At 72.0% G+C, this 22,444-nt stretch carries 21 protein-coding genes; 8 read left to right on the forward strand and 13 right to left on the reverse strand.

What is annotated here, in order from left to right; genetic code table 11:
• Positions 1-66: 66 nt before the first annotated feature.
• The 4 genes from ACFZBD_RS12875 (at position 67) to ACFZBD_RS12890 (ending at position 4,186) form a co-directional block, all read left to right on the forward strand.
• Positions 67-1,068, forward strand: coding sequence for a GNAT family N-acetyltransferase (locus tag ACFZBD_RS12875; RefSeq protein ID WP_391139382.1), 1,002 nt, complete (start codon positions 67-69; stop codon positions 1,066-1,068).
• The gene (locus ACFZBD_RS12880) at positions 1,065-1,898 is read left to right on the forward strand and encodes a tetratricopeptide repeat protein (RefSeq protein WP_391139383.1); all 834 of its coding nucleotides are present in this window, start codon (positions 1,065-1,067) and stop codon (positions 1,896-1,898) included. Before ACFZBD_RS12875 ends, ACFZBD_RS12880 begins: the two co-directional genes overlap by 4 nt.
• A 108-nt stretch (positions 1,899-2,006) precedes the next feature.
• Positions 2,007-2,330, forward strand: a complete 324-nt coding sequence (locus ACFZBD_RS12885) for a hypothetical protein (RefSeq protein ID WP_391139677.1) — start codon at positions 2,007-2,009, stop codon at positions 2,328-2,330.
• Positions 2,331-2,497: 167 nt separating this feature from the next.
• Positions 2,498-4,186 (forward strand): alpha/beta fold hydrolase, encoded by a 1,689-nt coding sequence (locus tag ACFZBD_RS12890; protein WP_391139384.1) that lies wholly within the window; start codon positions 2,498-2,500, stop codon positions 4,184-4,186.
• A gap of 64 nt (positions 4,187-4,250) precedes the next feature.
• Here ACFZBD_RS12890 and ACFZBD_RS12895 read toward each other — a convergent pair whose 3' ends face one another.
• Positions 4,251-4,526: a DUF397 domain-containing protein gene (locus ACFZBD_RS12895; protein ID WP_391139385.1), complete on the reverse strand. Its 276-nt coding sequence runs from the start codon at positions 4,524-4,526 to the stop codon at positions 4,251-4,253.
• Complete coding sequence (locus ACFZBD_RS12900; protein ID WP_391139386.1) at positions 4,498-5,337, reverse strand: Scr1 family TA system antitoxin-like transcriptional regulator; 840 nt, start codon at positions 5,335-5,337, stop codon at positions 4,498-4,500. The genes ACFZBD_RS12895 and ACFZBD_RS12900 overlap by 29 nt, the downstream gene beginning before the upstream one ends.
• Positions 5,338-5,453: 116 nt before the next feature.
• On the opposite strand from ACFZBD_RS12900, the gene ACFZBD_RS12905 reads away from it, so the two are divergent.
• The 3 genes from ACFZBD_RS12905 to ACFZBD_RS12915 all read left to right on the forward strand — a co-directional run bounded on the left by ACFZBD_RS12905 (position 5,454) and on the right by ACFZBD_RS12915 (position 8,116).
• Entirely contained in the window at positions 5,454-5,678 is a 225-nt protein-coding gene (locus ACFZBD_RS12905) for a hypothetical protein (protein ID WP_391139387.1), read from the forward strand.
• Between the two features lie 288 nt (positions 5,679-5,966).
• Positions 5,967-6,545, forward strand: coding sequence for a phosphoesterase (locus tag ACFZBD_RS12910; protein WP_391139388.1), 579 nt, complete (start codon positions 5,967-5,969; stop codon positions 6,543-6,545).
• Positions 6,542-8,116, forward strand: a complete 1,575-nt coding sequence (locus tag ACFZBD_RS12915) for an alkaline phosphatase D family protein (protein WP_391139389.1) — start codon at positions 6,542-6,544, stop codon at positions 8,114-8,116. The genes ACFZBD_RS12910 and ACFZBD_RS12915 overlap by 4 nt, the downstream gene beginning before the upstream one ends.
• A gap of 93 nt (positions 8,117-8,209) precedes the next feature.
• Here the strand turns inward: ACFZBD_RS12915 and ACFZBD_RS12920 are convergent, their stop codons facing one another.
• The 4 genes from ACFZBD_RS12920 to ACFZBD_RS12935 all read right to left on the reverse strand — a co-directional run bounded on the left by ACFZBD_RS12920 (position 8,210) and on the right by ACFZBD_RS12935 (position 12,076).
• Positions 8,210-10,264 carry a hypothetical protein gene (locus ACFZBD_RS12920; RefSeq protein WP_391139390.1) on the reverse strand — a complete coding sequence of 685 codons (2,055 nt, stop codon included), beginning with the start codon at positions 10,262-10,264 and terminating at the stop codon, positions 8,210-8,212.
• A 332-nt stretch (positions 10,265-10,596) separates the two neighbouring features.
• A complete protein-coding gene (locus ACFZBD_RS12925; RefSeq protein WP_391139678.1) occupies positions 10,597-10,941 on the reverse strand; it encodes a DUF6113 family protein in 345 nt (114 codons plus the stop codon).
• Between the two features lie 8 nt (positions 10,942-10,949).
• Entirely contained in the window at positions 10,950-11,840 is an 891-nt protein-coding gene (gene mshB / locus ACFZBD_RS12930; protein WP_391139391.1) for an N-acetyl-1-D-myo-inositol-2-amino-2-deoxy-alpha-D-glucopyranoside deacetylase, read from the reverse strand.
• Between the two features lie 41 nt (positions 11,841-11,881).
• Positions 11,882-12,076 carry a hypothetical protein gene (locus tag ACFZBD_RS12935; RefSeq protein WP_137993529.1) on the reverse strand — a complete coding sequence of 65 codons (195 nt, stop codon included), beginning with the start codon at positions 12,074-12,076 and terminating at the stop codon, positions 11,882-11,884.
• Positions 12,077-12,242: 166 nt separating this feature from the next.
• Between ACFZBD_RS12935 and ACFZBD_RS12940 the strand changes: the two genes are divergently transcribed.
• On the forward strand, positions 12,243-14,414 hold the full coding sequence (locus ACFZBD_RS12940) for a prolyl oligopeptidase family serine peptidase (RefSeq protein ID WP_391139392.1): 2,172 nt from the start codon (positions 12,243-12,245) through the stop codon (positions 14,412-14,414).
• A gap of 22 nt (positions 14,415-14,436) precedes the next feature.
• On the opposite strand, the gene ACFZBD_RS12945 is transcribed toward ACFZBD_RS12940, so the two are convergent.
• The 7 genes from ACFZBD_RS12945 to ACFZBD_RS12975 all read right to left on the reverse strand — a co-directional run bounded on the left by ACFZBD_RS12945 (position 14,437) and on the right by ACFZBD_RS12975 (position 22,434).
• Positions 14,437-15,489, reverse strand: coding sequence for a dipeptide ABC transporter ATP-binding protein (locus tag ACFZBD_RS12945; RefSeq protein ID WP_391139393.1), 1,053 nt, complete (start codon positions 15,487-15,489; stop codon positions 14,437-14,439).
• Positions 15,482-16,465 carry an oligopeptide/dipeptide ABC transporter ATP-binding protein gene (locus ACFZBD_RS12950; protein ID WP_391139394.1) on the reverse strand — a complete coding sequence of 328 codons (984 nt, stop codon included), beginning with the start codon at positions 16,463-16,465 and terminating at the stop codon, positions 15,482-15,484. Before ACFZBD_RS12950 ends, ACFZBD_RS12945 begins: the two co-directional genes overlap by 8 nt.
• 6 nt (positions 16,466-16,471) lie before the next feature.
• On the reverse strand, positions 16,472-17,458 hold the full coding sequence (locus ACFZBD_RS12955) for an ABC transporter permease subunit (RefSeq protein WP_391139395.1): 987 nt from the start codon (positions 17,456-17,458) through the stop codon (positions 16,472-16,474).
• Positions 17,451-18,374 carry an ABC transporter permease subunit gene (locus tag ACFZBD_RS12960; RefSeq protein WP_391139396.1) on the reverse strand — a complete coding sequence of 308 codons (924 nt, stop codon included), beginning with the start codon at positions 18,372-18,374 and terminating at the stop codon, positions 17,451-17,453. The genes ACFZBD_RS12955 and ACFZBD_RS12960 overlap by 8 nt, the downstream gene beginning before the upstream one ends.
• A 78-nt stretch (positions 18,375-18,452) precedes the next feature.
• Entirely contained in the window at positions 18,453-20,078 is a 1,626-nt protein-coding gene (locus ACFZBD_RS12965; RefSeq protein WP_391139397.1) for an ABC transporter substrate-binding protein, read from the reverse strand.
• Positions 20,079-20,237: 159 nt separating this feature from the next.
• A complete protein-coding gene (locus ACFZBD_RS12970) occupies positions 20,238-21,383 on the reverse strand; it encodes a dipeptide ABC transporter ATP-binding protein (protein WP_391139398.1) in 1,146 nt (381 codons plus the stop codon).
• On the reverse strand, positions 21,376-22,434 hold the full coding sequence (locus ACFZBD_RS12975) for an oligopeptide/dipeptide ABC transporter ATP-binding protein (protein WP_391139399.1): 1,059 nt from the start codon (positions 22,432-22,434) through the stop codon (positions 21,376-21,378). The genes ACFZBD_RS12970 and ACFZBD_RS12975 overlap by 8 nt, the downstream gene beginning before the upstream one ends.
• Positions 22,435-22,444: the final 10 nt, after the last annotated feature.

Consider the following 22,444-nt stretch of genomic DNA (forward strand, 5'->3'; position numbering starts at 1 on the left):
TCGTCGATGCCCGCACCTAGTATCTCCGTTCTTGGGGACGATCCGAACAGGAGGGCCGGAGAAGCCGTGGAATTCACCGCCGGAGGGCGCCTTGAGGTGCGTATCACCCGCGCTGACGTGGGAAAACGTGTCTCAGTTCGGTACGTGACGGACTCGGGCGGCCCCGGCGCGCGGTTCACCGACGCGGTCGGCGTGCTCACATCATGGGACGCGGGTGTGGTGCTGATCACACGACGGACCGGCCAGAGCGTCCGGATCGCGGAATCCGCGCTGGTCGCGGGCAAGGTGGTGCCCGCCGCGCCGGCCCGCAGGCGGGGCCCGGCGGCCTCCTTCGAGGAGCTGGCCCGGGTCACGGCGCGCGCCTGGGAGCCGGTGGAGAGCGAGCGGCTCGGCGAGTGGACGCTGCGGGCGGCCGCCGGATTCACCCGGCGGGCGAACTCGGTGCTGCCGCTCGGCGACCCCGGCCTGCCCCTCGACTCCGCACTCGCGCGCGTCCGCGCGTGGTACGCGGCGCGGGAGCTCCCGGCCTACGTCCAGACGGCCACCGGCGCCGAGGGGACGCAGGAGCTGCTCTGCGCGGAGCTGGAGGAGCGCGGCTGGCGCCGGGAGGTCTCGGCCGAGGTACGGACCGGGGGCCTGGCGCCGGTCGCCGACCTCGACGCGGACGTCTCCCCCGTCGCGCTCTCCCGCTCCCTGGACCCCTTCTGGCTCCACCGCTACCAGCGGTTCGGTGTGCCCGGCCCCCATGTGCTCACGGTCCTGGAGAGCGGCCCCCGTGTGTGGTTCGCCTCCATACCGGGCACGGGAGACATACCGGCGGCGATCGGACGGTGTGTGGTCGACGGCCGCTGGGCCGGGTTCATGGCCGTGGAGGTCGACCCCGCGCAGCGGCGCCGGGGCCTTGCCACGTCCGTCATGACGGCGCTCGCCCGGAAGGCGCTGGACGAGGGCGCGTCGGCGGCCTGGCTCCAAGTGGAGGCGGACAACGCCGGCGGCCGGGCACTGTACGAAGGCATGGGCTTCGCGGTCCACCACCACTACCACCACTACCGAGCGGCGGAGGCGTGAGCGACGTGACCGACTGGCGGCGGGAGTTCGCGCAGGAGGCCCGGGCGCGACGGCCGGATCTGGCGCGGCTCTGTCTGCTGATCGGCGCGGAGGCGGACCCGGCGGTGACCCGGCACGACCTGGACTCCGCCGAGATCGAACTGGACCGCCTGGCCGGTCTCCTGCCGTACCGCACGCGCGGCGCCGGCGCCGACGCCTGGGTCGCGGCCCTGGAGGAGCTCCTGGGCCGCGAGTGCGGCTTCCAGGGCGTCCCGGCCGACTACCAGCGACTGGACTCCTCCCTGCTGCACGAGGTGCTGCGCCGCCGCCGGGGCCTACCGATCCTCCTCTCCGTGGTGTGGATGGAGGTCGCCCGCCGGGCGGGGGCGCCGGTGTACGGCCTCGGCCTGCCGGGTCACTTCGTGGTGGGCTTCGGCGACCCGGCCGAGCAGGTCTTCGCGGATCCGTTCGCCGGGGGCCGTGCGATGACCGGAGTCGACGCGGAGCTGCTGGTCGCGGGCGCCACGGGCGCGCCCCTGGAACCGTCGATGCTGCGCCCCGCGGACTCGCTGGAGATCGTCCAGCGCATCCTGAACAACATCCGCGCCTGGGCCTCCCCCCGCCCCGAGCGCTCGGAGGTCGCCCTCTGGGCGGTGGAGCTCTCCCTGCTGCTCCCCTCGCACCCGGCGCGCCTGCGCTACGAACACGCGGAGCTGCTGGTGCAGCGCGGCGAGTTCCAGGCGGGCGCGGCGGAGATGGAGGCGTACGCGACGATCGTGGCCGCGGTCGAACCGAGCGCGGCCGCCTCGATCCGCCACCGCGCCCAGGCGGCCAGGGCCCTCCTGAACTAGGGGGTGCCCGGCCCCGCGGGCGATATCGCGTTGTGGGGTCCCGGGGACCGGCCTAGGGTCACCGGCATGTCTCTGCGTCTCCGTATGCGTCAAGCCCTGCCGGAAGCGATGCGCGCCCGCGACAAGGCCGCCGTGAGCGCCCTGCGCTCCACGCTCGCCGCGCTGGACAACGCCGAGGCGGTGCCGCTGTCCGAGGACCGGCTCCGTGGCACGGCCCTGGAGGCGTCCCCCGCCGGCGTCGGCGCCACCGAGGCCGTGCGCCGCGAGCTGACCGAGCGCGCGGTGCTGGACGTCGTACGCGCCGAGGCCGCCGAGCGCCTGGACGCCGCCGAGCAGTTGACCGCCCCCGCCCACGCCGACCGGGCGGCGCGGCTCCGCGCGGAGGCGGAGGTCCTGCTCCGCTTCCTCGACGGCCCGCACCACACCCCCTAGGAGGGTGTCCGCGGCCTCGCCTCCGGACGGGACGAGACGGCCGGTTCGGCCATCCAGCCGCAGCCGACTCGTGCGGGTTCCCGGGGTGCGGTGCCGTGGACCTGGATGCGTGCCGACGTCCCCGAGCGCCGGGCGACGGGCCCGCGTCCGGAAAGGCGGGACAACCCATGCCCATACCAGGAGCGGCAGCGCGCCGCCGAGGTTACGTCGCCGTCGTCGCCGCGCTGGTGACCTGCTCGGCCGCCTGGACCGGCCAGGGCCCGGCCGTGGCCGGCGGGGCCCCCACCCCGTCGCTACCCGCCCCGGAGCCGAACTGGAAACCCTGCACGGAGGGCAGCCCGTTCGACTGTGCGGCCGTGAAGGTTCCCCTGGACTACGACGACCCGGGCGGCCGCGGCATCGAGCTGGCCGTGGTCAAACGGGAGGCGACCGGCCCCGGCCCGCGGATCGGCACCCTGTTCTTCAATCCCGGCGGGCCCGGCGGGCCCGGAACGGTCCAGATGCCACAGAACTACGAGTCCTTCCCGCGCGAGGTGCGGGAGCGGTTCGACATCGTCAGCTGGGATCCTCGTGGCATCGGCAGCAGCACCGCGGTGAACTGCTTCGGGAGCCCCGAGGAGGCCGCGGAGTGGAGCGCGAGCAAACCGGCGGGCTTCCCGGTCGGGGAGAAGGAGCGAGCGGCGTTCAGCTCCGCGTACGCGGAGCTGGGCCGGCGCTGCGAACAGCGCACCCCCGAGCTCCTGCGCCACGTGTCGACCGCCGACACCGCCCGCGACCTCGACCAGCTGCGCAGGGCTGTGGGCGACGAGCAGCTCACCTACTACGGGATCTCCTACGGCACCTACCTGGGCGCCACCTACGCGAACCTCTTCCCCCAGCGGGTCCGCGCCATGGTCCTCGACGCCAACTGGGATCCGCGGGCCTGGACGGACAACGCCTCCGACGCGGTCCCACGGACCACGGCGTTCCAGCGCCTGGGCTCGGGCCGGAGCGCGGCGGCCGCCGTGGACCGGTTCCTCACCTTGTGCGGATCCACCACGACGGCCCGCTGCGCGTTCTCCGCCGGCACCCCGCAGGCGACCCGGGACAAGTACGAGCGGCTGCTGGAGCGGCTTCGCAAGGAGCCGGTGGGCACGTGGACCTACGCGGGAACCGTGGCGGACACGGTGAGCAGCCTCTACGTCGTCCAACCCGGGGCCACGCAGCTCGCCGGCAGGCTGCAGGACCTGTGGCAGGGCCGCGTCCCCGAGCCCTCCCCGCCTCCGCCCCCGCCGCCGGTCGCCCAACCGAATCCGTACCTGGGCGAGGAGCAGAGCACGGCGGTCGTCTGCGGTGACAGCCCCAACCCCCGGGACGCGGACGCCTACCGCACGCTGGCGGACGCCGCGGCCATCGGCGCGGGGGACACCGGGCGCTTCTGGATCTGGGCCTCCGCGGGCTGCGCAGCCTGGCCGGCGATCGTCGAGGACCGCTACCGCGGCCCGTGGAACACGCCGACGGCGAACCCCATCCTGGTGGTCGGGAACACCCACGACCCCGCCACGCCCCTGTCGGGCGCACAGGCCATGACGAAGGAGCTGGCCGACGCCCGCCTGCTGACCCAGGACGCCGTCGGGCACACGGCCCTGTTCAACCCGAGCACCTGCGTCGACGCCCGGACGAGCCGCTACCTCGTCGACGGAACCCTCCCGCCGGTCGACACCCGTTGCCGCCAGGACGCGCCCCCCTTCGCGGCACCCGAGTTGGCCGCGACCGGCGGTACCACCACGGCCAATCTCGCGGGCCTCGGCGCGGCCCTCCTCCTCACCGGAGGCGCACTGCTGCTCGCCCTGCGCAGTCGGCGCCGCGACCGCTGACACCCCCGGCGCGTACGGACCCCGCCCACGCCCTCGCGTGGCGGGGTTCGGCCCCCTTCGGCCCCTAGCCCTTCACCCCGCCGACGAACGCCGCCCAGGCGGTGGCGCTGAAGACCAGGGCGGGGCCGGTGGGGTTCTTGCTGTCACGGACGGGGACGTGGGCGGAGCAGGCGGCGTCGTTGACTTCGAGGCAGTCGCCGCTGCTGCCGCCGCTGTAGGAAGACTTCCGCCAGGCGTCGCTCACCTCGAGGCACTCGCCGCTGCTGCCACCGCTGTAGGAGGACTTGCGCCAGGCGTAGAGGACCGAGGCGTCAGGGATGCTGGCCGGTGCGTGCTGCATGCTCGTATTCCTCCGCGACGGACCTGATCAGGGCCAGCGACTCGCGATGGGACAGCGCGTCGCCCAAGGCATGATCGTAGACCTCTTGGCACTCTCGGACCACGGACGGAGTCTCCCAAACACGGCCGGACTTGAGGCCTTCCACGTATGCGATGGGCGGCTGATCCTTGAACCACATGAGGGAAACGAAGCCTTCAAGCACTGCGTGCGCGCCCACCGTGAACGGCAGGACGTGGACCCGAATGCGACGACTTTCGCCCAGGCTCACGATGTGACGGAGCTGCTCGCACATCACGGCAGGCCCGCCGATGCGATGTCGCAACACCGCTTCGTCGAGCAACATCCACACCACGGGAGAATCGAAGTCGTCCAGTATGCGCGCACGCGCCAAGCGCGTGACAAGCAGCTTGTCACGCGACTGCTCACTCTTGGGCGGATGCCCGGAGCTGAGGACGGCTCTGGCATAAGGCTCCGTTTGGAGAATGCCAGGTACCAGCTTCGGGGCGTACTCACGGATCGTCGTCGCCTGGCCCTCGAACTCCAGCGCCTCCGCGAAGTGTTCCGCGACCTTCTTCCCGTCCAGCGTCGGCAGGAACCGCTCGAAGAAGCCCCCCGCGTCCAGCACCTGGTCCAGGCGTCTCGCGTCCGCCACGTCCGGGCGGCGGCGGCCCGCCTCCATGTGGGCCAGGTGGGTGCGCGAGATGATCGTCAGTTCGCTCAGGCGCTCCTGGGTGAGGCCCGCCGACTCCCTTCGGCGTTTCAGCTCTTCACCGTATTTTCGGCGCGACTCCGGATTGTCCTCGATTGCCATGGCCAACTCCCCGACGTGCTGGTCGCGTTGTCACGGGCGAACCCCTGCCGAGCGTAACGTGATCCACGCCACTGTGTGACCGGAACAACACACAGAGCGAAAGGGCTCAGCACGTAATGGAAACCCCCCACGGTCCGGGCGACTTCGTCGCCCATACCGGAACCGACGTCTACGGCCCCGGGAAGGTCATCGGCGTGGACGGCGTCCACCGGCGTGTGCGATTCGTGCACTTCGTGGCGACGATCCGCGCCGACGACTTGCGGGCCGCCTCGCCCCGCGAGACGCGCGAGATGCAGGACTGGCTCCGCGAGAAGCGCCGGCGGTACGGCGGCGAGTGGTGATGACGCTGCGCGTCTCGCGCGACGGCGGGCGGACCTGGCCGCCACGCGGACCTTCACACCCCGGCGGGGAGAGGTGCCGGTCGAGTCGGCTCTCCGCTATCCGCCGTGCCACTGCCCCGCCTGCCTCGTCGCGCCGACGCGGAGCCTGCGGGCGGGCGGGTAGCCGTTCGCCGCGCGCGAGTTGTCCGCGCCACCCGGCACCGCTGTTCGCCGGGGCGTCCACGACGGTTCACCGGCGACTGCTGCGATACACGCGCCATGCGAACGGCGCACGATCGAGGAGGTCGAGTGAATCTCGTAGTCAACGGCGACGCGGAGAGCGGACCCGGCGGGACCGCCCGGCCGGTCACCGCCGTGACCGGCTGGGAGGTGCGGGAGGGAGCGCCCGCGCTCGTCGCGTACACCCTGGGCGGTGGCTATCCCGGACCGGCGGACCCCGGGCCCGCCGACCGGGGAGGCAGGTTCTTCTCCGGCGGCGACAGCCCCCGTACCGCCCTCGTGCAGGACATCGCCCTGCCCGAGCGGGGCTCCACGGGCCGCCGGGCCGTCGACACGGGGAGCGTGCGCTACACCCTCGCCGGCTGGCTGGGCGGCTATGCGGCGCAGGAGGACGGCGCCAGGCTGTCCGTGGAGTTCCGGGACGCCCAGGGGACCCCGGTCGCGCTGTCCGTGCTCGGCCCGGTGACGGCCGGCGAGCGGCTCTCCCGCACCGCGCTCCTGGAGCGCACCGCTACCGCCACGGTGCCGCCCGGCGCCCGCACCGCGCGGGTGCTGCTCGTCTTCACCCGCAGCGGCGGCGGGACGTCCAACGACGGTTACGCCGACTCCATATCGCTCACCTTGCACGCCACCGGGGGACGCTCGTGACCAGGCTCAACCGCCGCGATCTGCTCAAGGCGGCCGGGGCCGCCGGCGCCCTGAACCTCGCCTGGCCTCTGGCCGCCGGGCTCTCGCCCGCGCAGGCCCTGGAGGCCGCCCGGGCGCTCGGCGCCGACTACGACCCGGCGCCCTTCACCCTCGGCGTCGCCTCCGGCGACCCGCAGCCGCACAGCGTGCTGCTGTGGACCCGGCTCGCCCCCGAGCCGCTGGCCGCCGAGCAGAGCCTGCCCGAGATCGTCGAGGTCGACTGGGTCGTCGCCACCGACCCCCGGCTGCGGCAGGTCGTCGCGCGCGGCACCGCGCCCGCCTCGGCGACGCTCGGGCACAGCGTGCACGTCCCGGTCCCGGGGCTCCGCCCGGGCACCCGCTACTGGTACGCCTTCACGGCGCTGGGCAAGCGGAGCCGGACCGGCCGCACGCGGACGGCGCCCGTCGGCCGCGTCTCCTCCGTCCGCTTCGCCGCCGCCAACTGCCAGGCCTTCCACGACGGGTTCTACGCCGCCCACCGGGGCATCGCCCGCGAGGACGTCGACTTCGTCGTCCACCTCGGCGACTACATCTACGAACACGGGCAGGTCGGCGGCGTCCCGGCCGACCACGTCCGCGACCACGAGGGCCCCGGGGTCTTCACGGTCGCCGACTACCGCCGCCGTCACGCCCTCTACAAGGGCGACGCCTCCCTGCGCGAGGCGCACGCGGCCCACCCCTGGTTCCTCACCTGGGACGACCACGAGGTCGTCAACGACTACTCCGGTACGGGCGGAGGCGCGCCGTTCATGCGGCGGCGGGCGGCCGCGTACCAGGCCTGGTACGAGAACATGCCGCACCGCGACGGCGGCGCCGGCGCCTCGGCCGGGCTGCCGGACCCGGAGATCCACCGGGTGCGCCGCTGGGGGGACCTGCTGGAGCTGACGGTGCTCGACCTGCGCTCGTACCGCTCGGCGCAGAACCTCGCCGACGGCACGATCCTGGGCGCCGGTCAGAAGTCCTGGCTGAAGGGGACCGTCGACCGGGCCCCGGACTCCTGGCACGTCTGGGCCAACTCGATCATGCTCAGCCAGCTGCGGCGGAGCCCCGGCGGCTCCTACATGTTCACCGACCAGTGGGACGGCTTCCTCGCCGAACGGAAGGAGGTCCTCGGCCATGTGCACGACTCGGGCATGGAGGACCTCGTCGTCGTCACGGGCGACTGGCACTCGGCGTTCGTCGACGACATCCGGCCCGACTTCGACGACGTCACCTCGCCGGTCATCGGCACGGAGTTCACGGCCCACTCGGTCACCTCGGGGGCGTACGCGCCGAGCTGGAACGCCGCGAACGGGCCGGTCATGGGCGCGGCCAACCCGCATCTGAAGTACTTCGAGGGCGACCGCTACGGCTATGACGTGTACGAGGTCACCCCGGAGCGGTTCAGCGCCCACATGCGGGTCGTCGACGACCGCCGCGACCCGGCGTCCCGCGTCTCGACGCTGACCACGTTCCACGTGGACCGGGGGCGGGCGGGGTCGTACGAGGACCCGGCGACGAGGAACTCCCCGGCGCAGTACCGCCGGGACTGAGACGCCGAAGCGCCCGTCCCGCCGGTCGTGACCGGTGGGACGGGCGCCCGTGTGCTGCCGGCCGTGGGCCGGTCGGCCGTGTCAGAGCGGCGGTCAGCCCTGCCCGTCCAGGTCGATGACCTTGGTGCGTTCGGCCTGCGTCTTGCCCACCAGGGCGTCGCGCATCGCGAAGGCGACGTCGTCGGCGGAGACCTGGTGCTTCTTGCCGTCCCCCTTGGTGATCATGATGCCGTCGAAGACGCCGTCGAGGAGCTGGTCGATGGCGTTCTTGTCGTAGACCTCCACCAGGCGGCCGTCGACCGGCTTCATGGAGAGGATCTTCGGCAGGGACTTCGCCGGGCCGAACTGGATGCTCTTCGAGCCCGCCTTGATCGTGATCAGGCCGGACATGGCGGGCTTGGCGAAGGCGTTCATCGCCCGGTCCAGCTCGGCCCGGGTGATCGTGGGCTGGCGGGTCGTGACGGGCAGCTCGACGGTGTTCGGCCGGCCCGTCTGGACCTGGGCGCGGTACGCGTCCTTCACCGAGATCATGGAACGCGCGACGTCCACGCCCTTGCCGGGCTTGCCCTCGACGGCGGTGACCTTGCCGGGGGCGAAGACGATCGTGCCCTCGGTCGCCGAACCGGAGGCGCCGGCCACGTCCTTGAGGGCGACGCTCAGCTTCTCCTCGTCGACCGGGAGCACGGGCTCGGCGACGCGCTCGCCGCCGAAGAGGGTGCTGATGACGGAGACGGGGTTGTAGTCGCTGCCCGCGGCGCCCCGGACGGTCTCCTGGCTGTCGAGCGAGAGGCCCGCCTTGTCCGGGGCCAGCTCGACCTTCTTGCCGCCGACGCTGAGCTGGAGGGGGGCGGCGGCGCGCTTGCCGAGGGCCGCCTCCAGCTTGTTGACGGCCTCCTCGCGCGTACCGCCGCCGATGTCCACGCCGAGGACGGTGGTGCCCTTGGGGACGTCGGAGTGGTTGAGGAGCAGACCGGCGCCGTAGGCGACACCGGCGAGACCGACGACGCCGAAGGCGAGGAGGGGCAGCTTGGAGCGGCCCTTCTTCACCGGGGCGGGGGCGGGCCGGGTCGCGGAGGACGGGCGGGCGGGCTCGCGCGCCGGGGCCGGGGCCGCCGGCCTGCCGGAGGAGGCGACCTCGGGGGCGGAGAAGCCCTCGGGGCCCCGCCGGGCCGGGTCGGGGCCCGAGGGGACGACCGGGATGCCGCTCGTGAGCGTGTCGCCCGAGACGTGGCCGCCGTCGGCCGGGGCGCCCGGGCCGGGGCCCTGCGGGGTGAGGACCGCCGTGTCGTCGGACATGCGCGGTGCGCCGGGGAACGCGGGGTCGCCGTGCGGGCCGGCCGCGAAGGGGTGCGGGGTCCCGGTGTGCGGGTCCGCGGCGAGGGGGTTCCCCGCGTGCGGGCCTTCGGCGAACGGGTGCGGGACGGGCGGGGCCAGGGGGTTCCCGGCGTACGGGTCCGCGCCCCTCGCGCCGTGGTCCGGCACGGGGCCTGCCGACGGGCCCGCGCCCGGGCCGGACATCGGGCCGGTCATGGGGCCGGTCGTCGGACCGGTGGGGGGCTGCGGGGCCTCGCCGCCGTAGCCGCCGCTCTCGTCGAGGGGCGGGGTGGCGAGGTACATCGGCGTGCCGCCCGGCGGGGTGGCCGCCATCGAGGAGCCGCCGACCGTCGGGATGCCCCCGGTGGCGGGACCGGCGAAACCGGAACCGCGCGGGCCGCCCGGCTTCCCCGACGGTCCGGGCGTCCCGGAGGCGGGGGTCCGCGGGCCGTTCGGCCCACCCGGCGCCGGGGCCCCGGCGCCGGGGCCCGCGGGGCCCGCGGGCCCGGCGGGTGACGACGGCGCCGCGGGCGCCGCGGACTTGCGCGGGGCGAACCAGTCGCTGGTCGGCCTCTCCTCCGCCTTCGCGGGCTCGGCCGGCGCCGGAGCGGGCTCCGGCTCGGCGGCCGGGGCGGGCGCCGGAGCGGGGGTGCGGGACGCCGCGGCCTTCCCGCCGCCGTCCCCGGACGGGTCCGAGGGGGCGGTGTCCGAGGCCGAGTCCCCGACGGTCTTGCGGACCACCACGGGCGGGATCGGACGCGAACCCGGAATGTTGATTCTGATCCGGGTCGTCAGCGTCGTCTCGGTCTTGGGCTCCTCGGGCTGCGGCCGCACGGGCGCCGCGGGACTCTCCTCCGCCGCGTCCTGCGTCGGATGGAGCGACGGATACTGACGGGATCCGTACGGCGGTGTACCCGAGGGGTACGCGGCTCCACCGCGCCCCTGGGCGCCGGAGGAGGAACTGTCAGTCTCTCGACCAGTTTCACGACTCAAAGCAGGATCTCCCGGTTGGCTCCGCCGCCCGCTCTTGCTGATGCTCGTATACCCGGGCGGTTCGGCGGCGCGCACCACCATACTGTCCGCCGCCGGCACATAGCGGACGGCCCGGCGCCGAGCTACGGTGATTCCGGCCGAAGTCCGGGCACCCTCCGCTCAACTCGGCCTGTTCACGGGGCCGGTCGCGGCAGCCGCCCCACCGTGGCGCACATCACAGCGATGGCCATGCCTCCCAGCAGGTAGAGCATCTCGGCGAAGCCTCCCGCGAAGAGGCCGTCGCCCTCCGGCCGTCCGAGGCTCAGCAGCACGACGGCGGCCAGCCAGCCGGCCGCCGGGGCGACCACCCCGAGCTGACGGTCGGTGGCGCGCAGCCCGCCGTAGAAGAGGCCCGCGACGCCGAGCAGCCCGGCGAACAGACCGCCAGGAAACCACGCGTTCTGGACGAGCGCGCCCGCCGCGGCGACCACCGCGCCGAGGACGAAGAGGAGTACGTACCAGACCACTCGTACGTTCATGCGGTCGTTCACGCGCTCACTCCGGCGAAGAGGTCGTCCTCGCGCACGCCCTCGGGGGCGCCGGACGTCCCCGCCACCAACTGGTAGTACTCCGTGGTGAGGATCGGCTGGCCGAGGTTGTTGGAGAGGGCGAAGAAGGGCCCGTCCACGGCGATTTGTGTGACATGGGCACGCATCGCGGCGATTTTGCGGGCGGCCCAGACGGGATCCCCGTCGATGCAGGCGGTGATGAGCGACTCGTCGACCACGCCCGGGACGTCACCGATGTCCGCGATGCCGGGGAAGGCCGCTCCCTCGGCGCGCAGCCGGGCGAAGCCGGCTTCGGCGGCCGGCCGGGGCACGCGGTTCCAGTAGATCTTGGCGAGGGTGTGCGCGGGGCCGAGGTCGGGGCGGTAGCCGGTGTCGGCGGCCAGTTCGGCGGCGCGCATGGCGACGCGGTGGGCCTGGATGTGGTCGGGGTGGCCGTATCCGCCGTCGGGGTCGTAGGTGACGAGGACCTGCGGGCGGGTCTCGCGGATCACCTCCACGAGGTACGGGGCGGCGTCGTCCACGGCCGTGTTCCAGAAGGCGCCCGCACGGCGGTTCTGCTCCACGCCCATCATTCCGGAGTCGCGGAACCGGCCGGGGCCGCCGAGGAAGCGGTGGTCGGTGACGCCCAGCTCCTTCATGGCGGCGGCCAGTTCGCCGACGCGGTGGTCGCCGAGGCGGTCCTCCCGGTCGGGGGCGAGATGGGCGAGTCCGGGCGGGATGACCTCGCCCTCCTCGCCGAGGGTGCAGGTCACCAGGGTGACCAGCGCGCCCTCCGCCGCGTACCTGGCCATGGTGGCGCCGTTGTTGATCGACTCGTCGTCGGGGTGCGCGTGCACCAGGAGCAGACGACGGGCTGGGAGATCCGTCATGGCCCCACCCTACGAGGCGGGGCCGGTGACCAGCACGAGGCTCAGAACTTGAGGCCGCCGATCATGCCGGCGACGTTCGTGGTCAGGGTGCTGATGGACGGGGCGATGGAGGAGCTCGCCAGGTAGAAACCGAGGAGCGCGCAGACCGCCGCATGTCCCGCCTTGAGTCCGGATTTCCGGATCAGCAGGAAGACGACGATCGCCAGCAGCACCACCGCCGAAATCGAGAGTGCCACGGCGGTTCACCTCCACACTTCTTCGGTCGGATATTCGGACGGTCAGGTCAGCGAGCATGTGCCAGGAGTCCTCTACCCACCTAGCGCTACGGATCATAACTATGTGTGGCTTCGTATCCATGGTGTACGGAGGCACAGGGGGGCGCACAGCGCTAGGTTCGATCGCATGACCTCGCCGCGGCACCAGTCGTATCCGCTCTCGTTTCCCCGTCAGTACGCCCGGACCCAGCGCTTCTCCCTGGGGGCTCCGCGCGCCTTCACGGTCTCGCCGGACGGCGGGCGGGTGGTGTTCGTCCGCTCCGCCTCCGGCACCGAACGCTCGCACGCGCTCTGGGTGCTGGACCTCGACGGGGCGGCGGGCGGGGCCCTGGAGCGGGTCGCGGCGGATCCGGAGACGCTGCTGGGCGGCCTGGCCGAGGAGTTGTCGGCCGAGGAGCGGGCACGGCGGGAGCGCGCCCGCGAGGGCTCGGGCGGGATCGTCTCCTACGCGGTGGACGCGGCCGTGGAGTTGGCCGCCTTCCCGCTGTCGGGGCGGCTGTTCGCCGCGGAGCTGAGGGCGGGGACGGCGCGGGAACTGCCGGTCCCGGGTCCGGTGCTCGATCCGCGGCCCTCGCCGGACGGGCGGCTCGTCGCGTACGTGGCGCGGGGCGCCCTGCGGGTGACGGGCGCGGACGGGGAGGGGGACCGGCCGCTCGCCGAGCCGGAGGACGCGCGGACGTCGTACGGTCTGGCGGAGTTCGTGGCGGCCGAGGAGATGGGGCGCGGCCGGGGCTTCTGGTGGTCGCCGGAGTCGGACCGGCTGCTGGTGGCGCGGGTGGACGAGGGGCCGGTGCGCAGGTCCTGGATCGCGGATCCGGCGCATCCGGACCGGGAGCCGCAGGAGGTGGCGTACCCGGCGGCGGGGACGCCGAACGCGGAGGTCCGGCTGTACGTCGTGGATCTGGCCGGCGAGCGGACGGAGGTCGTGTGGGACCGGGAGCGGTTCCCGTATCTGGCCCGGGTGCACTGGTCGTCGGACGGGCCGCCGTTGCTGCTGGTGCAGGCGCGTGACCAGCGCTCCCAGCTCCATCTGGCGGTGGATCCCGGGACCGGGGCGACGCGGACGGTGCACGCCGAGGAGGATCCGGACTGGCTGGAGCTGCTGCAGGGGGTGCCGGCCTGGTCGCCGGACGGGCGGCTCGTGCGCGTCGAGGACCGTCCCGGCCCGGACGGGGCGCGGGTGCTCATGGCCGGGGACCGGGCGCTGACGGGGGCGGAGCTGCACGTCCGGGCGGTCCTGGACATCGGCGTGGACGACGTGCTGGTCGCCGCGTCGGCCGGGGAGGCGGCGGCGGATCCGGAGACCGGCGAGCTGCACGTGTACCGGGTGGGCGAGCGGGGTGTGGAACGGCTCTCCCGGGGTACGGGAGTGCATTCGGCGGTGCGCGGCGGCCCGGTGACGGTGCTGGCCTCGGCCCGTCCGGACGCTCCGGGGACCGTGGTGCGGGTGCTGCGGGACGGCGTGGAGGTGGCGGTGGTCGCCTCGTACGCCGAGACGCCGGTGCTGGCCGCGCGGGTCCGTCTCACGACGGGGGGCGCACGGCGGATTCCGTGCGCCGTCCTGCTCCCCGAGGGGTACCGCGAAGGTGACGGACTACTCCCCGTGCTGATGGATCCGTACGGCGGTCCGCACGCCCAGCGGGCGGTGGCCGCGCACCAGCCGCATCTGACGTCGCAGTGGTTCGCCGACCAGGGGTTCGCGGTGGTGGTGGCCGACGGGCGGGGCACCCCGGGCCGGTCCCCCGCCTGGGAGAAGGCGATCGGGAACCGGCTCACGCTGGCTCTGGACGACCAGGTCGAGGCGCTGCACGCGCTGGCGGGGGATCACCCGCTGGATCTGGGCCGGGTGGCGATCCGGGGCTGGTCGTACGGCGGGTACCTCGCCGCGATGGGGGTGCTGCGGCGGCCCGACGTCTTCCACGCGGGGATCGCGGGGGCGCCGGTGACGGACTGGCGGCTGTACGACACCCACTACACCGAGCGGTACCTGGGGCTCCCCCAGGAGGCTCCGGAGGTGTACGCGGCGAACTCGCTCCTCACCGACGAGGGCCTGTCCGGGCTGGAGAACCCGGCCCGGCCGCTGATGATCGTCCACGGCCTGGCGGACGACAATGTGGTGGTGGCCCACACCCTGCGGCTTTCGTCGGCGCTGCTGGCGGCGGGGCGGCCCCACGAGGTGCTGCCGTTGACGGGGGTGACCCATATGACCCCGCAGGAACAGGTGGCGGAGAACCTGCTGCTGCTCCAGGTCGACTTCCTCCGGCGGTCGCTGGGCATCCGGCCCGACGAACGGGAGTGATCCCGCCGCCGGACCGCCGGGTTCAGGCCCGTTCGTCGTCCGTCGGCACCACGTGCTTCTCCTCCGCGAAGTGGCAGGCCGAGTCGTGCCGCGCCGGGCTCTCCGTCAGGCGGAAGACGGCCGGCACCGCCAGCTCCGGGACCTCCAGGGCGCAGCGCTCCCGCGCCTTCCAGCAGCGGGTGCGGAAGCGGCAGCCGGAAGGGATGTTCGCCGGGGAGGGCACGTCACCGGTGAGGATGATCCGCTCGCGGTGGGCGCGGGCCTCGGGGTCCGGCACGGGGACGGCGGAGAGCAGCGCCTGGGTGTAGGGGTGGGTGGGGTGGTCGTAGATCTCGGCGTCGGTGCCGATCTCGACGATCCGGCCGAGGTACATCACGCCGACCCGGTCGGAGATGTGCCGCACGATTGACAGGTCGTGGGCGATGAAGACGTACGACAGGGAGAACTCCGCCTGGAGGCGTTCCAGGAGGTTGACGACCTGGGCCTGCACGGAGACGTCGAGCGCCGAGACGGGCTCGTCGGCGACGATGATCTCCGGCTGGAGCGCGAGGCCGCGGGCGATCCCGATCCGCTGCCGCTGGCCGCCGGAGAACTGGTGCGGATAGCGGTTGATGTACTCGGGGTTGAGCCCCACGACGTCGAGGAGGTCCTGGACCTTCTTGCGCCGCGAGCCCTTGGGGGCGACCTCGGGGTGGATCTCGTACGGCTCGCCGATGATGTCGCCGACGGTCATGCGGGGGTTGAGCGAGGTGTACGGGTCCTGGAAGACCATCTGGATGTTGCGGCGGACCGCGCGCAGGGCCTTCGCGGACATCGTGGTGATGTCCTCGCCCTTGTAGAGGATCGAGCCGGACGTCGGGCGTTCCAGGTTGACCAGCATCTTCGCCACGGTGGACTTGCCGCAGCCGGACTCGCCGACGATGCCGAGGGTCTCGCCGGCCCGGAGGTCGAAGGAGACCCCGTCGACGGCCTTGACGGCGCCGATCTGCTTCTTGATCAGGACGCCCTGGGTGAGCGGGTAGTGCTTGTACAGGTCCCGGACGCGGAGGATCGGTTCGTCCCGCACCTCAGCCATGGAGGCATTCCTTCCAGTAGTGGCAGGCGCTCGCGCGCGGGACCGGCGACTCGGTCACCTCGTAGAGCGGGGGGACGTCGGTGCGGCACCGGTCGCGGGCCAGCGGGCAGCGGGGGTTGAAGGCGCAGCCGGGCGGGATGGCGAGCAGGTTGGGCGGCAGGCCCTTGATGGCGAAGAGCTCCGAGCCCTTCTGGTCCAGGCGCGGGATCGATTCCAGGAGCCCCTTGGTGTAGGGGTGGGCGGCCGACTTGTAGATCTCGTGGACGGGGGCGTGTTCGACGATCCGGCCCGCGTACATGACGGCGATCTTGTCGGCGACGTCGGCGACGACGCCCAAGTCGTGGGTGATGAGGATGAGGCCCATGTGGAGTTCGCGCTGGAGCTCGGCGAGCAGGTCCATGACCTGGGCCTGGACGGTGACGTCGAGGGCGGTGGTCGGCTCGTCGGCGATGATCAGCTCGGGTTCGAGGGCGAGCGCCATGGCGATCATGATGCGCTGGCGCATGCCGCCGGAGAACTGGTGCGGGTACTGGCCGACGCGTTCCTTCGCGGCCGGGATGCGGACCCGGTCCATGAGCTCGACGGCCTTGGCGCGGGAGTCCTTCCTGGACATGCCGCGGTGGACCTGGAACATCTCCCCGAGCTGGTCGCCGACGCTGATCACGGGGTTGAGCGAGGAGAGGGCGTCCTGGAAGATCATCGCCATCTTGGCGCCGCGGATCTTCCGCCGCTCCTCTTCCTTGAGCGTGAGCAGGTCCTGGCCCTGGAAGAGGATCTCGCCCCGGGTGATCCTGCCCGGCGGAACGTCGAGGATGCCCATGACGGCCTGGGCGGTGACGGACTTGCCGGAACCGGATTCGCCGAGCACGGCGAGCGTCTCGCCCTCGTCGACGGAGTAGTCGACGCCGTTGACCGCCTTGGCCACCCCGTCCCGGGTGTGGAACTCCACGTGCAGGTCACGGACTTCGAGCAGCATGGGCGCCTACCTCAGCTTGGGGTCGAGGGCGTCGCGCACCGCGTCGCCGAGCATGATGAACGCCAGCACGGTGACGGCCAGCGCGCCCGCCGGCCAGAGCAGCATGTGCGGGGCGTTGCGGATGTACTGGGAGGCGGAGGAGATGTCGATGCCCCAGGAGACGGTCGGGGGTTTGAGGCCGACGCCGAGGAAGGACAGGGTCGCCTCCAGCGAGATGTACGTACCGAGGGCGATGGTCGCGACGACGATGACCGGCGCGAGGGCGTTGGGCGCGATGTGGCGGAGCAGCATGCGGGAGTGTGAGGCGCCGAGGGCGCGGGCGGCCTGGACGTAGTCGTTCTGCTTGGCCGTGATCACGGAGCCGCGGGCGATCCGGGAGAGCTGGGGCCAGCCGAGGAGCACCATGAAGCCGATGACGGGCCAGATGGTGTTGCTGGTGACGACCGACAGCAGGACGAGGCCGCCGAGGATGACGGGGATGGCGAAGAAGATGTCGGTGAGGCGGGAGAGGATCGCGTCCCAGAAGCCGCCGAAGAAGCCGGCGAGACCGCCGAGGACGGAGCCGAGGACGGCGACGCCGAGGGTGGCGAGGACGCCGACGGCGACGGAGGTCCGGGCGCCGTACACGGTACGGGTGTAGACGTCGCAGCCCTGGCCGTTGAAGCCGAAGGGGTGCCCGGGCTGGGAGCCTTCCTGGGCCTTGGCGAGGTCGCAGTCGAGGGGGTCCCCGGAGGCGATGAGCGAGGGCCAGACGGAGATGACGACCAGGAAGAGGATGACGAGGGCGGAGACGAGGAAGACGGGGTTGCGGCGCAGGTCGTGCCAGGCGTCGGACCACAGGGAGCGCGGCCGGTCGGCGGGGCCGGTGCCCTGGGGGCCTCCGGGGGTCTTCTCGAGGGTCTCGCCCTCGTCCATGGCGAGGTCGGTCCCGCCGCCGGCGCCGGTGTGGGCGATCGCGCGTCCGTCGTCGTACGGCTCGTGGCGTTCAGGCATAGCGGATCCTCGGGTCAAGGACGGCGTAGAGGAGGTCGACGAGCAGGTTGGCCACCAGGAAGACGAGGACGAGGACGGTCACGAAGCCGACGACGGTCTGGGTGTTCTGACGGACGATGCCTTGGTAGAGCTGGTAGCCGACGCCGTGGATGTTGAAGATCCGTTCGGTGACGATGGCTCCGCCCATCAGGGCGCCGACGTCGGTGCCGATGAAGGTGACCACGGGGATGAGCGAGTTGCGCAGCAGGTGGCGGGTGACGACCCGGCGGCGCGGCAGGCCCTTGGCGACGGCGGTGCGGACGTAGTCGGCGCGTTTGTTCTCGGCGATCGAGGTCCGGGTGAGCCGGGTGACGTAGGCGAGCGAGACGGAGGCGAGGACGAGGCCGGGGACGATGAGCTCGTCGAGCGGGGCCTCGGGCGAGACGGCCGGCTTGATCCAGCCCCATTCGACGCCGAGGAGGAGCTGGAGCAGGAGGCCGGTGACGAAGGTCGGCACGGAGATGACGACGAGGGTCAGCAGCAGCACGCCGGTGTCGACGGGGCGGCCGCGGCGCAGGCCGGTGACGACGCCGAGGGTGATGCCGATGACGATCTCGAAGACGATGGCGACGAGGGTGAGCCGGATGGTGACCGGGAAGGCGTTGGCCATCAGCTCGGTGACCGGCTGGCCGTTGAAGGCGGTGCCGAAGTCGCCGGTGAAGACGTTGCCCATGTAGGTCAGGTATTGCTGCCAGACCGGCTTGTCGAGGCCGAACTCGGCCCGTAGCTGGGCGGCGGTGGCCGGGTCGCAGGCGCGGTCGCCGCAGAGTCCGGCGATGGGGTCGCCCATCACGTTGACCATCAGGAAGATCAGCAGGGTGGCGCCGAAGAAGACCGGGATCATCTGCAGCAGACGCCGGATCACATAACGACCCATGGGGGGCTCCGGGGGGTGGGGGGAAGGCGTACGGCCCGGCGTGGGGGTGCCGCCGGGCCGTACGCCGCTGCCCTTGCGTCAGTTGACCTTGATCTCGTTGTAGACGGGCACGCTGAACGGGTCGAGCGCGACGTTCGAGATCCGCTCCGAGTAGCCGGCGCTGCCGTTCTGGTACCAGAGCGGGATGGCGCCCATGTCGTCGCGGAGGACTTCCTCGGCCTGCTGGAACAGCTGGACGGCCTTCGCGGTGTCGGACTCGGCGTTGGCCTGGTCGACGAGCTTGTCGAACTCCGGGCTCGTGTACTTGCCGTCGTTGGAGGAGGCGTTGGTGTAGTACATCGGCTGGAGGAAGTTCTGGATGAGGGGGTAGTCCATCTGCCAGCCGGCCCGGAAGGGGCCGTTGAGCTTCTGGGTGGTGACCTGGTTGCGGTAGTCGGCGAAGGTGCCGACGGGGTTGCCGACGCAGGCCCGGTTGTTGCCGAGGGCGTTGTTGACGGAGTTGCAGAGGGCGTCCACCCACTCCTTGTGGGAGCCGGTGTCGGCGTTGTACGAGACCTTCATCGTGCCGCCGGGGATGCCGCCGCCCTCGGCGACCAGCTTCTTCGCCGCGGCCGCGTCGTACACGCACAGGTCGCCGCAGACGTCCTTGAAGCCGCCCTCCTCGCCGAGGACCGGGGAGGTCCAGTCGACGGCCGGGGTGCGGGTCTTCTGGAAGATCGTGTCGGTGATCTGCTGCCGGTTGATGGCCCGGGAGATGCCCTGCCGGAGCTTCTCCTGGCCGGGCTTGTTCCAGGCGGGGTCGTAGAACGGGATGGAGAGCGTCTGGATGATGCCGGCGGGGACGTTGATGTAACGGTCGCCCAGGTCGGCCTGGACGTTCTTGAGCTGGGAGGCGGGGACGTCGTCGACGAGGTCGAGGTTCCCGGCCGTCAGGTCGGTGTAGGCGGTGTTGTTGTCGGTGTAGACCTTGAGGGTCACTCCGCCGTTCTGCGCCTTGTCGGCGCCGGGGTAGGCGTCCCAGCGCTTCAGCTCCATCTGCGAGCCCTTGGAGTACGAGCCGACGGTGTACGGGCCGTTGCCGACGGGCTTGGACAGCCAGGCGGCGTGGTCGTCGTAGAACGCCTTGGGCAGCGGGGCGAAGGCGACGTAGCCGAGGGTCTCGGGGAAGGTGGAGAACTTCTGGCTGAGCTTGACCGTGAAGGTCTTGTCGTCGACGACCTTCAGGCCCGACATGGTCTCGGCCGTCGGCCGGCCCTTCTCCGGGTGGACCTGGGCGTAGCCCTCGATGTAGCCGAAGAAGTAGGCGTTCTTCTGGTTGTTCTTCAGATGGGCGCCGTAGTTCCAGGCGTCGACGAAGGACGCGGCGGTGACCTTCTCGCCGTTGGAGAAGGTCCAGCCGTCCTTGAGGGTGACGGTGAAGTTGACCGAGTCGGTCGTCTCGATCTTCTGGGCCAGCATGTCGGTGGCCTCGCCGGTCTTCGGGTCGTACTTCTTCAGCCCGCGGAAGATCATGTTGAGGACCTTGCCGCCCTGCACCTCGTTGGTGTTGGCGGGCTCCAGGGGGTTCTGCGGATCGCCCCACGAGGAGCTCACGATGCCGTCGGCGCCACTCCCGCCACTGTCGCTCCCGCCGCCACAGGCCGTGGCCGTGAGGGCGACGGCCGCGGCCAGAGCGGCCCACTTGGCGTGCGTGGCTCCGCGCATGAGGTGCCTCCTGAGTGTCCTGGATCTCACGTAGGCCCCAATATCACCCCCTTTGCGCCCCTATGCACGTCTATCGCGTCCGTACGAATACGGCGAGCCCCCGGCGCCGCGAAGGGCACCGGGGGCTCGCTGTCACCCGATCGGGTCAGGCCACCTGGCTCAGCTGACCAGGACGGCCTTCTCCTCGGCGAAGTGGCACGCCGACTCGTGCGCGGCCGGGGTGTCCTGCCCCTGGAAACGCTCCGGGATCGCCAGGACCGGCACCTCGACGGAGCACTTCTCCTCCGCCTTCCAGCAGCGGGTGCGGAAGCGGCAGCCCGACGGCGGGTTGGCCGGCGAGGGGACGTCACCGGTGAGGATGATCCGCTCGCGGTGCGCGCGGGCCTCCGGGTCCGGGACGGGGACCGCCGACAGCAGCGCCTGGGTGTAGGGGTGCGTCGGGTGGTCGTAGATCTGCGTGTCCGTACCGATCTCGGCCATCTTGCCGAGGTACATCACGCCGACCCGGTCGGAGATGTGCCGGACGATCGACAGGTCGTGCGCGATGAAGACGTAGGAGAGGTTGAACTCGTCCTGCAGCTTCTCCATCAGGTTGATGACCTGCGCCTGGACGGAGACGTCCAGGGCCGAGACCGGCTCGTCGCAGATGATGATCTCCGGGTTGAGCGCGAGGCCGCGGGCGATGCCGATGCGCTGGCGCTGGCCGCCGGAGAACTGGTGCGGGTAGCGGTTGATGTACTCGGGGTTCAGACCGACCACATCGAGCAGCTCCTGCACCTTGCGGCGCCGGTCGCCCTTCGGGGCCACCTCGGGGTGGATGTCGAAGGGCTCGCCGATGATGTCACCGACGGTCATGCGCGGGTTGAGCGAGGTGTACGGGTCCTGGAACACCATCTGGATGTTCCGGCGGACGGCCTTCAGCGCGCGGCCGGACAGCCGGGTGATGTCCTGGCCCTTGTAGAAGACCTCGCCCGCGGTGGCGCGCTCCAGGTTCATCAGCAGCTTGGCGACGGTGGACTTGCCACAGCCGGACTCGCCGACGATGCCGAGGGTCTCGCCCTGGTAGAGGTCGAAGGAGACCCCGTCCACGGCCTTGACCGCGCCGACCTGCTTCTTGAACAGGATGCCCTGGGTCAGCGGGAAGTGCTTGACCAGGTTGCGCACCTGGAGGATCGGCTCCCCGCGCTCGACCGGAGCCTCGATGGCGGCTACGGCCTCCGCCTCGGTGGCCGCGTCGACCGTCTCCACCTCGGTGACGTTCGGGGTCGCGTCCACGGCGTCGTCCTTCTTGCCGAGCTCAGCCATGGATCGTCTCCTTCCAGAAGTGGCAGGCGCTGCCACGGCCGGGCAGCTCCGTGCCGTCCCGCTCGGACACCGGCGCGAGCGCCGGGATCTCGGTGCGGCAGATGTCTTCGGCCTTGGGGCAGCGCGGGTTGAAGGCGCAGCCGGCGGGCACGCGGAGCAGGTTGGGCGGCAGGCCCTTGATCGCGTAGAGCTCCTGGCCCTTCTGGTCCAGGCGCGGGATCGAGTCCAGCAGGCCGCGGGTGTAGGGGTGGGCCGGGCGCTTGTACAGCTCGTGGACCGGGGCGGTCTCGACGATCCGGCCCGCGTACATGACCGCGATCTTGTCCGCGACGTCGGCGACGACGCCGAGGTCGTGGGTGATCAGGATCAGGCCCATGTTGTATTCCTGCTGGAGCTCCGCGAGGAGGTCCATGACCTGGGCCTGGACGGTCACGTCGAGCGCCGTGGTGGGCTCGTCCGCGATGATCAGGTCGGGCTCCAGGGCGAGCGCCATGGCGATCATGATGCGCTGGCGCATACCGCCGGAGAACTGGTGGGGGTAGTCGTTCACCCGCGCCGCGGCGGCGGGGATCTTGACCCGGTCCATCAGCTCGATGGCCTTGGCCTTGGCCTCCTTCTTGGAGAGGCCGTGGTGCACCCGGAACATCTCGCCGAGCTGGTAGCCGACGTTGAGGACCGGGTTGAGGGAGGACAGGGCGTCCTGGAAGATCATGGCGATCTTCCGGCCGCGGATCTGCCGGCGCTCCTCGTAGGACATCTTCAGCATGTCCTCGCCGCGGAACAGGATCTCGCCCCGCGGGATCTTGCCGGGCGGCATGTCGAGGATGCCCATGATGGCCTGCGCGGTGACGGACTTGCCGGAGCCGGACTCGCCGAGCACGGCGAGCGTCTCGCCCGCGTTCACGGAGTAGTTGACACCGTTGACCGCCTTGGCCACACCGTCGCGGGTGTGGAACTCCACGTGCAGGTCACGGACTTCGAGCAGGGGCCCGTTGTGGTCGTCGCCGTCTCGCGGCGCGGGAACGGTCGCCGTCTTGTCGATGGTGGTCACGTTTTACGCC

Origin of the sequence: Streptomyces sp. NPDC008121 (assembly GCF_042957155.1) — a bacterium.
GTDB lineage: Bacteria > Actinomycetota > Actinomycetes > Streptomycetales > Streptomycetaceae > Streptomyces.

What these genes read in the sequence shown, in the direction of transcription:
- ACFZBD_RS12885 (WP_391139677.1), top strand. Translation starts at nt 2,007, where the DNA reads ATGCGCGCCCGCGACAAGGCCGCCGTGAGCGCCCTGCGCTCCACGCTC.
- ACFZBD_RS12890 (WP_391139384.1), top strand. Translation starts at nt 2,498, where the DNA reads ATGCCCATACCAGGAGCGGCAGCGCGCCGCCGAGGTTACGTCGCCGTC.
- ACFZBD_RS12895 (WP_391139385.1), bottom strand. Translation starts at nt 4,526, where the DNA reads ATGCAGCACGCACCGGCCAGCATCCCTGACGCCTCGGTCCTCTACGCC.
- ACFZBD_RS12900 (WP_391139386.1), bottom strand. Translation starts at nt 5,337, where the DNA reads ATGGCAATCGAGGACAATCCGGAGTCGCGCCGAAAATACGGTGAAGAG.
- ACFZBD_RS12905 (WP_391139387.1), top strand. Translation starts at nt 5,454, where the DNA reads ATGGAAACCCCCCACGGTCCGGGCGACTTCGTCGCCCATACCGGAACC.
- ACFZBD_RS12925 (WP_391139678.1), bottom strand. Translation starts at nt 10,941, where the DNA reads ATGAACGTACGAGTGGTCTGGTACGTACTCCTCTTCGTCCTCGGCGCG.
- mshB (WP_391139391.1), bottom strand. Translation starts at nt 11,840, where the DNA reads ATGACGGATCTCCCAGCCCGTCGTCTGCTCCTGGTGCACGCGCACCCC.
- ACFZBD_RS12940 (WP_391139392.1), top strand. Translation starts at nt 12,243, where the DNA reads ATGACCTCGCCGCGGCACCAGTCGTATCCGCTCTCGTTTCCCCGTCAG.
- ACFZBD_RS12945 (WP_391139393.1), bottom strand. Translation starts at nt 15,489, where the DNA reads ATGGCTGAGGTGCGGGACGAACCGATCCTCCGCGTCCGGGACCTGTAC.
- ACFZBD_RS12950 (WP_391139394.1), bottom strand. Translation starts at nt 16,465, where the DNA reads ATGCTGCTCGAAGTCCGTGACCTGCACGTGGAGTTCCACACCCGGGAC.
- ACFZBD_RS12955 (WP_391139395.1), bottom strand. Translation starts at nt 17,458, where the DNA reads ATGCCTGAACGCCACGAGCCGTACGACGACGGACGCGCGATCGCCCAC.
- ACFZBD_RS12960 (WP_391139396.1), bottom strand. Translation starts at nt 18,374, where the DNA reads ATGGGTCGTTATGTGATCCGGCGTCTGCTGCAGATGATCCCGGTCTTC.
- ACFZBD_RS12965 (WP_391139397.1), bottom strand. Translation starts at nt 20,078, where the DNA reads ATGCGCGGAGCCACGCACGCCAAGTGGGCCGCTCTGGCCGCGGCCGTC.
- ACFZBD_RS12970 (WP_391139398.1), bottom strand. Translation starts at nt 21,383, where the DNA reads ATGGCTGAGCTCGGCAAGAAGGACGACGCCGTGGACGCGACCCCGAAC.